General features: G+C 47.1%; 14 protein-coding genes and 1 pseudogene. 12 read left to right on the forward strand and 3 right to left on the reverse strand.

What is annotated here, in order from left to right:
* The first annotated feature begins 151 nt into the window (after positions 1-151).
* The 4 genes from L0M14_RS05750 (at position 152) to L0M14_RS05765 (ending at position 3465) form a co-directional block, all read left to right on the forward strand.
* Positions 152-955 carry a basic amino acid ABC transporter substrate-binding protein gene (locus L0M14_RS05750; protein WP_405030822.1) on the forward strand — a complete coding sequence of 268 codons (804 nt, stop codon included), beginning with the start codon at positions 152-154 and terminating at the stop codon, positions 953-955.
* Positions 956-1040: 85 nt separating this feature from the next.
* Positions 1041-1688, forward strand: a complete 648-nt coding sequence (locus L0M14_RS05755; RefSeq protein ID WP_235121252.1) for an amino acid ABC transporter permease — start codon at positions 1041-1043, stop codon at positions 1686-1688.
* A gap of 12 nt (positions 1689-1700) precedes the next feature.
* Positions 1701-2426 carry an amino acid ABC transporter ATP-binding protein gene (locus L0M14_RS05760; protein WP_235122825.1) on the forward strand — a complete coding sequence of 242 codons (726 nt, stop codon included), beginning with the start codon at positions 1701-1703 and terminating at the stop codon, positions 2424-2426.
* Between the two features lie 151 nt (positions 2427-2577).
* Positions 2578-3465 (forward strand): M15 family metallopeptidase, encoded by an 888-nt coding sequence (locus L0M14_RS05765; protein ID WP_235121253.1) that lies wholly within the window; start codon positions 2578-2580, stop codon positions 3463-3465.
* Between the two features lie 305 nt (positions 3466-3770).
* Here L0M14_RS05765 and mtnA read toward each other — a convergent pair.
* Together mtnA and mtnK are read right to left on the reverse strand one after the other, a co-directional pair.
* A pseudogene (mtnA, locus tag L0M14_RS05770) lies at positions 3771-4849 on the reverse strand (S-methyl-5-thioribose-1-phosphate isomerase).
* Positions 4850-4863: 14 nt separating this feature from the next.
* The gene (gene mtnK / locus L0M14_RS05775; protein ID WP_235121254.1) at positions 4864-6069 is read right to left on the reverse strand and encodes an S-methyl-5-thioribose kinase; all 1206 of its coding nucleotides are present in this window, start codon (positions 6067-6069) and stop codon (positions 4864-4866) included.
* Positions 6070-6273: 204 nt separating this feature from the next.
* Here mtnK and L0M14_RS05780 point away from each other — a divergent pair, with 204 nt between their 5' ends.
* A complete protein-coding gene (locus tag L0M14_RS05780) occupies positions 6274-6723 on the forward strand; it encodes a Dps family protein (protein WP_235121255.1) in 450 nt (149 codons plus the stop codon).
* 92 nt (positions 6724-6815) lie between these two features.
* Positions 6816-6941 (forward strand): hypothetical protein, encoded by a 126-nt coding sequence (locus tag L0M14_RS30895; protein WP_260115440.1) that lies wholly within the window; start codon positions 6816-6818, stop codon positions 6939-6941.
* 39 nt (positions 6942-6980) lie between these two features.
* Here the strand turns inward: L0M14_RS30895 and L0M14_RS05785 are convergent, their stop codons facing one another.
* Positions 6981-7157 (reverse strand): asparagine synthase, encoded by a 177-nt coding sequence (locus L0M14_RS05785; protein ID WP_235121256.1) that lies wholly within the window; start codon positions 7155-7157, stop codon positions 6981-6983.
* Between the two features lie 162 nt (positions 7158-7319).
* Here L0M14_RS05785 and L0M14_RS05790 point away from each other — a divergent pair, with 162 nt between their 5' ends.
* The 6 genes from L0M14_RS05790 (at position 7320) to sufB (ending at position 13253) form a co-directional block, all read left to right on the forward strand.
* Positions 7320-7895 (forward strand): DUF1802 family protein, encoded by a 576-nt coding sequence (locus L0M14_RS05790; RefSeq protein WP_235121257.1) that lies wholly within the window; start codon positions 7320-7322, stop codon positions 7893-7895.
* Positions 7896-8053: 158 nt separating this feature from the next.
* Positions 8054-8884 (forward strand): Fe-S cluster assembly ATPase SufC, encoded by an 831-nt coding sequence (gene sufC, locus L0M14_RS05795; protein ID WP_235121258.1) that lies wholly within the window; start codon positions 8054-8056, stop codon positions 8882-8884.
* A 14-nt stretch (positions 8885-8898) separates the two neighbouring features.
* Positions 8899-10194, forward strand: a complete 1296-nt coding sequence (gene sufD, locus L0M14_RS05800; RefSeq protein WP_235121259.1) for a Fe-S cluster assembly protein SufD — start codon at positions 8899-8901, stop codon at positions 10192-10194.
* A complete protein-coding gene (locus L0M14_RS05805) occupies positions 10191-11417 on the forward strand; it encodes a cysteine desulfurase (RefSeq protein WP_235121260.1) in 1227 nt (408 codons plus the stop codon). Before sufD ends, L0M14_RS05805 begins: the two co-directional genes overlap by 4 nt.
* Complete coding sequence (gene sufU / locus L0M14_RS05810) at positions 11404-11835, forward strand: Fe-S cluster assembly sulfur transfer protein SufU (RefSeq protein WP_235121261.1); 432 nt, start codon at positions 11404-11406, stop codon at positions 11833-11835. The genes L0M14_RS05805 and sufU overlap by 14 nt, the downstream gene beginning before the upstream one ends.
* Positions 11836-11855: 20 nt before the next feature.
* On the forward strand, positions 11856-13253 hold the full coding sequence (sufB, locus tag L0M14_RS05815; protein WP_235121262.1) for a Fe-S cluster assembly protein SufB: 1398 nt from the start codon (positions 11856-11858) through the stop codon (positions 13251-13253).
* Positions 13254-13353: the final 100 nt, after the last annotated feature.

A 13353-nucleotide genomic window follows, 5' to 3' on the forward strand; every position in this document is an offset into this window, starting at 1 on the left:
TGATCAAGAATACGTTTGAATGCTTGCACAAAATTTGGCGTAACCTGTATTTTCCTACATAAAAATTCGACAAAGTTATTGTTATTTAATTGACCCAGTGTTAATATATTTGATGTATTTTACATAGTCAATTATGTTGGAGGAATGAAAATTGAAGAAATTATCGTTAATCGTTTCTGCAGTTATACTTGCAGTAGCTATCACAGGCTGCGGAGCTAAGAAAGAGGATGCCGCTGGCGGAAATGCAGTGAAGATTAAATTTGCAACAGATGCGGCTTACGCGCCAATGGAGTACATGGATAAAGACAAAATCACCGGGTTTGATATCGATTTCTTGGATGCTGTCATGAAGGAAGCGGGACTTTCCTATGATGTAACGAATACCGGTTGGGATACAATGCTGACTAGTGTACAAGCCGGCAAGGAATACCAGGCTGGTATTTCGAGCGTATCCATTACGGATGAGCGTAAACAGACTTATGATTATTCAATCCCTTACTTCGAATCCACGAATATGATTTTGGTGAAAGAAGGAAGCCCAGTTAAGAGCGCGGATGATTTGAAAGACAAAAAGGTAGCCGTGCAAATTTCGACTACAGCTGACACTCTCATGACCAAAATCATGGGCGGCGATAATCAGTCCTTGAAGCGTATGGATAACAACACACTAGCCATTATGGAACTTGAAAATAACGGCGTAGACGCTGTAGTTGCTGATATTGCTATTATCCGCGAGTATGTAAAAAACAACCCGGATAAGAAGCTGGTAGCTATTGCTGATTCCAAGAACTTCGAATCCGAATATTACGGTATTCTGCTTCCGAAGGGCAGTGAACTGAAGCAAAAGCTTGATCCGGCCATTAAGAAGGTCATTGAAGGCGGCGCATATGCAACCATTTATAAAAAATGGTTCGGCCAAGAGCCTGATGTGAAAAAGCTGCTGGAACAAAAATAAGACATCAAAAGCATGCGTAAAAAAGCTTTGCGCATGCTTTTCCTCTGTATGAATACAAGCACCATACATGAAAGGGAAGTGAATTATGAATTTTCGTTTTGACATCATTGTAGAGTATCTTCCGCTGCTGTTGAAGGGTACGCTGCTTACGATAGGCATTTCGATCCTGTCCATTCTGTTCGGGTCCGTGCTGGGTCTGGGAGTAGGACTTGGTAAAATGTCACACAGATGGTTTTTACGTTATCCGATGAGCATCTATGTAAACTTCTTTCGAGGAACACCTCTGCTCGTTCAAATCTTGCTCGTGCATTTCGGGGTTGTTCCTTTGTTTCTAGGAACGACTAACGCCATTGTAGCCTCGATTGTGGCGCTTTCGTTAAACTCTGCAGCCTATACGGCTGAAATATTTAGAGCAGGGATTCAATCGATTGATAAAGGGCAGACGGAAGCAGCGCATTCTCTGGGGATGACTCATTTTCAGACAATGCGACTTATCATCCTTCCGCAGGCTATTAAACGAATGATTCCGCCGTTCGGTAACGAATTTATCGTCCTTGTCAAAGACTCCTCGCTATTTGCCGTTATCGCGGCGCCGGAGCTCATGTATTGGGCTAATGCGATGAGAAGCCAGTATTTTAAAGTATGGGAGCCTTACTTAACGGCAGCTCTTATCTATTTTATCCTAACGTATTCTTTAAGTAAGCTTCTTGGCTACGTGGAAAGGAAAGTGTAACCGATGGGCGCAATGATTGAAGTGCGTAATTTAAAGAAATCCTATGGTACCAATGTAGTGCTGCGAGATATTCATGCAGATGTTCAAAGCAAGGAAGTCGTGGTTGTCATCGGACCTTCAGGTTCAGGGAAATCTACGTTCTTGCGATGCCTGAATCTACTGGAGCAACCGGACAGCGGCAGTATACTCATCGACGGTCAACCGATCATGGAGAGCAATAGAAGCAATATCCATGAGATTCGTATGGAGCTGGGCATGGTGTTTCAACGATTTCATTTGTTTCCGCATATGAAAGTAATCGACAATATTACGCTAGGCCCTGTGCAGGTCCGCAAATGGCCGATGGAGAAGGCCAGGAAGAAGGCGATGGAGCTGCTCGATAAGGTCGGTCTGACGGACAAAGCTGATGCCTTGCCGGATTCATTGTCTGGTGGACAGGCTCAGCGGGTAGCTATTGCTAGAGCGCTGGCAATGGAGCCGAAGATCATGCTGTTTGACGAGCCCACATCCGCTTTGGATCCGGAGATGGTGGGAGAGGTGCTTAGTGTCATGAAGGAGCTGGCTCAAGAAGGCATGACGATGGTCGTGGTTACGCATGAAATGGGCTTCGCCAAGGAAGTCGGAGATCGGGTTATTTTCATGGAGCAAGGATTGATCGTCGAAGAAGGAACGCCGGAGCAAATTTTCGAGAATCCAAAGCAAGAAAGAACGAAGGCGTTTCTATCAAAGGTCTTGTAGTTGAAACTCCATTTTGTATCGCATAAAATAGGAAAAGGCTGCGGGTGGCGAACATGCCGACTCGCAGCTTTCTCTTTTTTTAAACTTTTTAGATACATAAAGAGTCATATGCTAGGAAGATGTTTGATTCGATGAAGGAGGATTCACGTAAATGAACATGTATGTCAAAGGCGCCATAGCGGTAATTGCGGCGCTTGTTATTTGTACGGGCTGCGGGGGGAACAAGGAGGGAGCGGCTCCTTCGCCTTCGCCAAGCAGCGGACAAACGGAAGCAAGTCCCATGACCAAGTCGGCGTCAGATGCCTCGAAGAGCTCACCGTCTGCTGAAAGCACCGCGGCGTCTTCTACAAAACCCGGGGCATCCGTGAAGCCAACGGCAACGGCCAAGGCGACATCATCGCCTTCCAGTCATTCGAATACAGGAGCCAAGAATGATGCCGTTCAGGTTGTGGCCAAACCGGAAAGCATAACCGTGCTTGTTAATAAGCAAAACTCCCTGCCAGACAGCTATGAGCCGGCTGATCTCGTTTATCCCGATGTTCCTTTTGTGTTTAAAGAGAAGATTGAGAAGCGTAAAATGCGTAAAGAGGCGGCCAGCGCGCTTGAGAAGTTGTTTGCCGGGGCAGAGAAGGACGGTATTTATCTTGCAGGTGTGTCTGCTTACCGCTCTTATGCGACACAGAAGTCGGTCTTTCAGCGATATGTCGCTAAAGACGGGGAAGAGAAAGCGAAAACCTACAGTGCCGTTCCCGGCACAAGCGAGCATGAAACCGGCCTTGCTATTGACGTAAGCGGCAGTGACGGAAAGTGCGCTGCGGAAGATTGCTTTGGCGGTACCAAGGAAGCCAAATGGCTTGAGCAGCATGCGGCTGAGTATGGATTCATTATCCGTTACCCAAAGGGTAAGGATGCGATAACGGGCTACCAATACGAGCCGTGGCACATTCGTTTCGTCGGTACGAACATTGCCAAAGAGATTCATGATAAAGGCATCACCTTGGAAGAATATTTCAATGCAGTGCCGGTTACGAAGCAATAGCCTTTACGAGCTTTAAGTCCTATAAAGGATCAATGCCAATGCGCCAGTTGGTTAAGGCCAAACTCAAGATTACCAATGTAGTACAAGAATCAATTCCTAATAAAATAAGAAACAATCTATAAAGAACACTAAATCACTCAATAAAAGAACAAAGAACCGCTTCATCAGCAGGTAAGAGAGCTTTCCTGACGATGTGCGGTTTCTTTGTTTATGCAGCTTATATTTTTGCGCTGCAGCAATGGTAACTAACAGGCTGCTTCCTATAGGGCGTACGGAATGATTGGCCCCGGAATGAAGCCAATTTCCTACTTCTCGAACAAGCTGCGCAAGCTTTCTGTATAAGGTGCGCGAACGATGCCCTTCTCGGTAATGATAGCCGAGACATACTCATTCGGTGTCACATCAAACGCCGGGTTGTACACCTTTACGCCTTGCGGTGCCGTGCGTTTGCCGAAGCCTTGGGTGATCTCGTCTTCATGACGTTCTTCTATCGGGATGTCCGCACCGGTTGGTGTGTTCAAATCGATCGTGGACAGCGGGCAGGCTACATAGAATGGAATGCCGTGAGCCTTTGCGAGCACAGCAACACTGTAGGTACCGATCTTGTTGGCCACGTCTCCGTTGGCCGCAACGCGGTCCGTACCAACGATGACCGCCTGGATCCAGCCCTTCGACATGACCGCGCCGGCCATGTTGTCGCAGATCAGCGTCACGTCGACGCCGGCCTGCTGCAGTTCAAAAGCAGTCAGCCGCGCGCCCTGCAGCACGGGTCTGGTTTCATCCGCGAAGACCTTGATGTTCACGCCTTTTTCCTGAGCCAAGTAGAACGGCGCTAACGCCGTGCCGTACTTGGCTGTCGCAAGACCGCCGGCGTTGCAGTGCGTCAGCACGCCGAAGCCGTCCTCGAACAGCGTGAGCGCATGTTCGCCGATCAAACGGTTCGTCTCCTCGTCCTCCGCTTGAATTTTCTTCGCTTCGTCCAGGAGCGCCTGCTTGAAAGCATCCGCGCCTACGCCGGACGCTGCCAACTCCTTCGCTCGATCCTTCATACGATCGAGCGCCCAAAACAGATTCACTGCCGTCGGTCTCGACGTCGCCAGATAGTCCGCCTGCTTCTGTACTTCGTTCAGAAGCTGATCCATCTCGGCATCGACCCCGCGGATCCGAGGTAAACGCCGTACGCGGCGGCGATTCCAATCGCAGGAGCGCCGCGAACCTTCAAGTGTCGGATCGCTTCCCATACCTCCACTGGTGTTTCAAGCGGTAGGTAAACGATCTCCTCCGGAAGGAGACGCTGATCCAGCAGGTCAAGCTGAGCGCCGTTCCATTTCAGGGACTGCAATGCGCCCTCTCCAGCAGTTTGTTCCAGCGTAGAATTGCTCATTTGATTGGTCCTCCCTAGGATACGGATTTCGCAGCAATGTCAATCATTTCTTCGATAGTTGCAGCTTTGCGATGCTGACGAATCAGTGTAGTACCGATGGCCAAGGCTATGCGCTGTGCGCGCTCTCTAGCCGCAGTATCTTCGATTTTATCAATATCAGCGACATGGGCCAGACCATATACTCGGCGAACCATCTTTGCTCCGGTATAGCCGAACACGTCCTTTAACAGCTCGCTCATAAAATGATTTTGATACGCTTCTGAGCTGAACATCACATCTACACCGCTCTCGGTCCACAGCTGACGGAAGCTTCGTTCAAAGCCAGTCCAGACATCTCTTACAGTTTGCAGCAGATATTGACGGTAGTCCGCACGGCTGCTTGCATCCTTACTCCAGCCCTCTTGTGCAGCAAAGTTCAATAGCAGATTAGCTAAAACTGCACCGATATCAAAGCCCATTGGACCATAGTAAGCGAATTCGGGGTCAATTACTTTTGTAGAGTCCGGTTTAATAAAGATACTGCCGGTATGCAAATCACCGTGAAGGAGCGCTTGCGATTTCGTCAAGAACTTCTCTCGTAGCAGAGAGACTTCCAATTGAAGCTCGTTGTCCGTCCAAATCTGTTCAGCGGCGTCGCGAATGTGCGCTTCAATATTGTTTGTATCTGCATCACGATAAGGATCGGAGAAAATCAGATCTTCCGTTATTTTGCACAATTCCGGGTTAATGAAGCGGCCTTGCTGAAGCTTTTTCGCCTGCTGATTCATACCTAGGTCGGAGGTGAAGAATAGCGTGTTTGCGAGGAAACGGCTGATATGTTCAGCGAACAGCGGATACCGATTGCCCTCAATCAAGCCACGGCGCATAATCACATGATCGCTCAAGTCTTCCATGACGGTAAGTGCTAGATCTTTTTCGTACGCATAGACATGCGGCACAAGATCCGGACACAAGGACTCCTCGATTTGCAAGGCTTCGCTCTCAATTCGGGCCCTGTCCAACGTAAGCGGCCAAGATTCACCGACTACTTTAGCGTAAGGCAGCGCTTGCTTGAGAATAATGCTTTTACCCGTGGAGGGTTCCGAAATGTGAAATACCAGGTTTAAATTGCCATCTCCGATTTCTCTGCTTACAAGCTCAGCTCCAGGCGAGAAAAGCTCGGGAATTTGGCGGGCATACTCGATGGCTTCTGCTTCGCTAAGCGGACGATAGTTTGACATGTCCAAGCCTCCTATAAGGTACAGGTTTAATTCCAACCTATTTACTATGTATTCATACATCATTCCCTAGTATAAGACAAATTGTACGGCTATGAAATAGCTATCTTCGAAATCCCCTGTGATTTACATAAGAAATGCAGTTTTTGTACAAATTAGCAGGAGTCTAATCTTAACTTTGATTTGTTAGAGGAGGATTATGTAGGAATGGTTATAGCGACTGCTGCATCTGTGCAAACGGTACTCAATCAACAAATTGCTAACTGGAGTTTACTGTTTGTGAAGCTTCATAATTTTCATTGGTTTGTGAAAGGTAATCAGTTTTTTACACTGCATGAAAAGTTCGAAGAGCTATATAACGAAGCGGCAGCTCATATCGACGAGCTTGCTGAGAGGATGTTAGCCATTGGAGGCAAGCCTGCTGCAACCATGAAGGCCTATCTGGAGCTCTCCAGCTTGAAAGAAGCTTCAGGAACGGAAACCTCTACGAAGATGGTAGAGTCTGTGATTGAAGATTTCAGCATTTTAATCAATGAACTGAAGGATGGTATGGCGGTTTGTGAGGAGCAAAAGGATGAAACAACCTCCGATATGCTGCTTGCCATCCATACTTCACTTGAGAAGCACCGCTGGATGCTTCAATCATTTGTTGGCTGACTGATTTACAAATGCTTTAACTCGAATGCACGTTGGTTTAACAATTCTCAGTTACACTTAGAAGCAGTAAGAATAACCCGGAGGGATCCTTCATGAAGGTCGTTCAACTGCTTCTGCTTGTCGCTGCTTGTTCGATTTTACTTCTCTGCGCTTATTATGCTGAGCCGGCAGGTCCGGATTGGCAGCCTAACCCGATGAAAATCAATCTAAATAAGTGAAAGGGATGGCGCTTAGGCCATCCCTTTCCTGCTTCCTCATTATCCCCACTTTTGATTGCGGTGTTCCACAAGGTCAATAGCTCCGAGCACAACATGTGCCAGACCAAAGCCAATTGCTGCTGTGGCCGCAGTCTTATAGCGGCTTTTTCCGCGCAGAGCAACGCCAGTCGCTGTAACGGCCGTACCAAGAACTGTAGGAATTAAACCTTCGCGCATGATAGTCACCTCTTCGCAGAATTTGTAATGAAGTTAGCGGTATTACCTCATTAGGATGGACCGGAAGGTGCAAAATCATCCGAAACGCGGCTGCATTGTTTTGCCTGTCGACATTCCTTATAATGGAGAGCATGAACTTGCAGGAATAGAGGTGCACAAAAGATGGCCGTCGACAAGCCAATTGCATTGAAGGAGTGGGCTTCGGCAATTAAAGCTTTGGAAAATGGAACACAGATCTTCATAATGAGAAAAGGCGGTATCGTAGAAGAAACACGGGATTTTCAGGTGGAGGCTGATGCCTTTTATCTTTATCCTACCTATGAGCACCAGCGCAAGGCATTATTAAAAGAAGAATTTCAGCCTATGATTGATAAGTCTTTGGAAAGCTGGAGTATACAGGATTCCACCGTAGATATCCGTACCTATGCCAAACTGGTTCATGATTTTGAAATTATGGAGCAGGCACAGCTTCAGGCTTTGCTTACTGATCATATCTGGACGGAGAACTTTACGGAAGAACGGCTGAAATGGAAACGCAAAAATCCGCTTCATTTGATGGTGCTAAGAGTTTACAAATTGGATAAGCCTATGCAGGTATCTATACAAGATGCTTATCTAGGCTGTAAATCATGGATTCAGCTTCTTGACGCACCCGCTGAGCCGTCAATGAAGCCCGTTCTAAGTGATGAGGAATTCACAGCACGCTTGTCGCAAATTCGACAAAAGCTTGAAAATTAAAGGAACTATTTTCACGAATTGGCGTTCTTTTCGGGGAAATGCCCTTTATTGATTTCAGATGGTAAGTTATAATAGAATTATTCTAATGAGAATCAGTGAGAATCATTTAATAATGATTTTCATATACAAGTTAATTTCAAATCATGGAGGCTTATGAGATGGCAAATTCACCAAAGTTCACAATAGACGGGCTGAAGGCAAACGTCGAAGGAAAGGAAATCCTCAAAGGATTGAACCTTGAAATTAAAGGCGGCGAAGTTCACGCGATCATGGGTCCGAACGGTACGGGTAAAAGTACGCTGGCTTCCGCGCTAATGGGTCATCCTAAATATGAAGTAACAGAAGGCGCTGTAACATTGGACGGCGAAGACGTATTAGACATGGCTGTTGACGAAAGAGCCCGTGCCGGACTGTTCCTCGCTATGCAATACCCAAGCGAAATTACAGGTGTAACAAACGCTGACTTCCTGCGCAGTGCGATTAATGCTCGCCGCGGCGAAGGCAACGAGATCTCCTTAATCAAATTCATTCGTCAAATGGAAGCGAAAATGAAAGAGCTGGAGATGAATCCGGAATTCATGCACCGTTACCTGAACGAAGGCTTCTCCGGCGGTGAGAAAAAGCGTAACGAGATCCTGCAGATGCTGCTTCTCGAGCCTAAGATCGTGATTCTGGACGAAATCGACTCCGGTCTTGACATCGATGCGCTTCGCATTGTAGCTGAAGGTGTTAACGCTATGCGTAATGAAGATCGCGGCTTTTTGATCATCACTCACTATCAGCGTTTGCTGAACTATATCAAGCCTGATTTTGTACATGTTATGATGCAAGGTCGTATCGTGAAATCCGGCGGTCCAGAGCTCGCTGAGCGTTTGGAAGCAGAAGGTTACGACTGGGTCAAAGAAGAATTGGGCATCGTGGATGAAACCGTTGGTCAAGATACGGAAGAATTCAAAGTTCCTATGAACACGACTGCTCCGAAGTACTAATCAGGAGGAATACCATGAGTACACAAACCATACTTTCCATAGATCCCGGCGCAGTAGCCGAGCTGTCCCGCAGCAAGCAAGAGCCAGAATGGATGACGGCACTTCGCAGCGAGGCGCTCCAAACGGCGGAATCACTGGAACTGCCGAAACTGGAAAAAACGAGAATCGACCGTTGGAGCATTAGCTCGCACGGTTCCTATAAAGCACAAGCAGCATTAGCATCTTTGGAGGAGCTGCCTGCAGCCGCACAAGGGTTATCCAATCCCGATAACTTGATTGTTCAAAGAAACTCCGGGATTGTCTTTGCTAAGGTTGCTGAAGAATTGAAGCAGCAGGGTGTTATTTTTAAAGATTTGGAAACGGCTCTACAGCAGCATGGAGATCTTGTTAAACAATATTTCATGAAGGCTGTTGAAGTTAATGAAAACCAACTGACAGCTCTGCACACAGCACTTTGGAATGGCGGTATTTTCATCTATGTGCCGAAGAACGTTCAAGTAGATATTCCGCTTCAAGCACTATTTGTAACCGACGATGCGGATGCAAGCTTTGCTCCTCACGTACTGATCGTTGCTGATACGAACAGCAAGGTAACCTATGTCGATAACTTCGTGTCATCGCATACTGGCGGTCAATTGGTGCAAAACGGTGTTGTTGAAGTATTCGTGAAAGCAGGAGCTAAAGTAAATTACGCTTCTATTCACAATATGGGTGAGTCTGTAACAGACCTGACTTACCGCCGTGCGATTGTAGAGAATGACGGCTCTGTACAATGGGTTGTCGGTGAATTGAACTACGGTAACTCGATGTCCGACACGACATCCATTCTTAAAGGAAACGGCTCTGATTCCGACGCAAAGGTCATCTGCGTAGGTACGGATGTGCAAAAGCTGAACATCACGACTCGTGCGGTTCATTTCGGTAAAGTTTCCACCAGTGATATGATTACGCGTGCAGTAATGAGAGACGGTGCTACAGCTATCATTAACGGCATTACGAAGATTGAGAAGGGCGCAACCGGCTGTAACGGCCAGCAAACGGAGAAGGTTCTCATGCTGAGTCCGAAAGCACGCGGAGATGCTAACCCTATTCTTCTCATTGACGAAGATGATGTAAAAGCCGGACACGCGGCGAGCGTAGGTCAAGTAAACGCTGAGCAAGTGTACTATTTGATGTCTCGCGGCATTTCGAAGGAAGAAGCGCAGCGCCTGATCATCTACGGCTTCCTTGCGCCGGTCGTTTCCGAAATCCCGATCAAGAGCGTCGAAGATCAATTGCAAAGCTTTGTAGAGAGGAAGCTGGGACAATGAATACCGCGGAGATACGTGAACTTTTTCCCATTCTGAAGCAGGAGATCAACGGCCATCCGTTGATTTATCTGGACAGCGCAGCGACCTCGCAGAAGCCTGCAAGTGTAATTGACGCCGTCAAGCGGTACTACGAGTGGGATAATGCTAACGTTCATCGTGGAGTTCATACGCTTGGATCACGTGCTACCGACGCCTATGAAGGCGCACGGGAGAAGGTTGCCAAGTTTATCAATGCGTCCAGTGAGCAGGAGATTATCTTTACCCGCGGTACAACAACAGCTCTGAATATTGTAGCAAGCAGCTATGCAAGATCGGTACTGCAGGAAGGCGACGAAATTGTCATTACTCCGATGGAGCATCATGCGAACTTAATACCATGGCAGCAAGCGGCTAAGGCTACTGGAGCGGTTTTGAAATATATTCCGCTTCAGCCGGATGGCTCGATATCGCTGTCCGATGTTGAAGCTACGGTTACAGATCGGACGAAGATTGTCTCCGTTGTCTATGTGTCCAATGTTCTCGGCGTTGTCAATCCGGTGAAACAAATCGCTGCTATCGCGCATAAACATGGAGCTAAGATGGTTGTGGACGGTGCTCAAAGTACCCCTCATATGAAAGTGGATGTGCAGGATTTGGACTGCGATTTCTATGCCCTTTCGGGACACAAAATGTGTGGCCCTACTGGGATCGGGGCACTTTATGGGAAGAAGGCTTTGCTCGAGCAGATGGAACCTGTTGAATTCGGGGGCGAGATGATTGACCATGTGGGACTTTATGAGTCTACATGGAAAGATCTCCCTTGGAAATTTGAAGGCGGAACTCCGATTATCGCAGGAGCGGTAGGATTAGGAGCTGCTATCGATTTCTTGCAGCAAATTGGAATGGATGCAGTTTATAAGCATGACTTGCACCTAACCAATTACGCTGTTGAGCGGATGTCGGACATAGAAGACCTTACGATTTATGGCCCTCTGAAAGACCGTGCCGGTCTAGTCACTTTTAATCTTGGGGACGTACACCCTCATGATGTGGCGACTGTACTTGATGCGGAAGGAGTGGCTGTTCGTGCCGGTCACCACTGCTGCCAGCCTCTGATGAGATGGCTCGAAGTATCAGCTACGGCGCGCGCCAGCTTTTATTTATACAATACCGAAGCCGATATTGACCGACTTGTAGCAGCCTTACTAAAAACAAAGGAGTACTTCGGTCATGCAATTGGATGATTTATATCGCAGAGTCATTATGGATCACTATAAGAACCCCCGCAATCGCGGTAAGTTTGATGCTGACGAAGCCGTTACCATCGACTTGAATAACCCTACTTGCGGGGATAAAATATCGCTTCAGATGAAGGTTGAGGACGGAATGGTCAGCGATGCCAAGTTTATCGGCGAAGGCTGCTCCATCTCTCTTTCTTCCGCCTCAATGATGACGGATGCTGTAAAAGGCAAGACACTGGAAGAAGCGCTCGATATGGCAGAGAAATTCTCTGGACTCATGAAGGGCGAAGCGGTAGAGTTTGAATATGAAGACATTGAAGCATTGTCGGGAGTTAATAAATTTCCAGCTAGAATTAAATGTGCTACGCTCGCCTGGAACGCGCTGCGTAAGGGCATTGAGCACACGAAACAGAACGGTTAACTGAAAGGGAGGTAACTACAATGGCGAAACAAATGCCCGAACTCGATGAGTATAAATATGGCTTTAGAGACGAGCATAAAGCCGTTTTCCAATCGGGAAAAGGCTTAACTCGTGAGATCGTAGCAGAAATTTCCAAGATGAAGGGCGAGCCGGACTGGATGCTCCAGTTCCGCTTGAAGTCTTTGGAGCAATTCTTTGCAATGCCGATGCCTCGTTGGGGCGGCAACTTGGATGATCTGGATTTCAATGATATCCAGTACTATGTCAAGCCTTCGGAGAAGCAAGGTAAAACATGGGAAGAAGTTCCTACTGAAATTAAGGAAACTTTTGACAAGCTGGGGATTCCTGAAGCTGAGCAAAAGTTCCTTGCCGGTGTATCCGCGCAGTATGAATCAGAGGTTGTCTACCACAGCATGCAAAAGGAATTGGAAGATCAAGGCGTTATCTTTACGGATACCGATACGGCTCTTCGTGAATATCCTGAGCTGTTTAAAGAATATTTCGGAACAGTTATTCCTCCTAGTGATAATAAATTTGCAGCACTGAACAGTGCCGTATGGTCTGGCGGTTCCTTTATCTATGTACCAAAAGGTGTGAAGTGCGAAGTGCCTCTTCAGGCATACTTCCGCATCAACTCCGAGAACATGGGTCAATTTGAGCGCACGCTCATCATTACGGACGAGGACAGCTTCGTACACTACGTAGAAGGCTGTACAGCTCCAATTTACAGCACGAACTCCCTGCACAGCGCGGTTGTTGAGATCGTATGTAAAAAGAATTCCCGTGCTCGTTACACAACGATTCAGAACTGGGCTCCGAACATTTACAACCTGGTTACCAAGCGTGCGGTTGCTGAAGAAAACGCGACGATGGAGTGGGTTGACGGAAATATCGGCTCCAAGCTGACGATGAAATACCCAGCAGTTGTACTGAAAGGCCGCGGCGCAAAAGGTATGGTTCTTTCCATCGCTGTAGCCGGTAAAGGTCAGCATCAAGATGCAGGCGCTAAAATGACTCATCTTGCTCCGGATACAACTTCGACAATTGTCTCGAAGTCCATCTCGAAGCACGGCGGTAAAGTGACGTATCGCGGCTTGGCATCCTTCGGACGTAATTCCCAAGGCTCCAAAGCCAACATCAAATGTGATACGTTGATTCTGGATAATGAATCCACATCGGATACAATTCCATACAACGAAATCATGAATGACAATATTGTGCTTGAGCATGAAGCTACAGTATCCAAGGTTTCTGAGGATCAGCTGTTCTATCTGATGAGCCGTGGATTAACGGAAGCGGAAGCTACACAAATGATCGTTATGGGCTTTATCGAGCCGTTTACAAAAGAACTGCCAATGGAATATGCGGTTGAAATGAACCGATTAATCAAGTTTGAAATGGAAGGTTCGATCGGTTAAATCTTTACTCAGAAGACCCCTATGGGTCTTCTTTTTCTTTATCTTTTTATATCAGACTACAGACTTAATCCCGATCCATCCTAAGCCTGTTCTATACTCG

It is taken from the genome of Paenibacillus hexagrammi (assembly GCF_021513275.1).
In the GTDB taxonomy this organism is placed as follows: Bacteria; Bacillota; Bacilli; order Paenibacillales; family NBRC-103111; genus Paenibacillus_E; species Paenibacillus_E hexagrammi.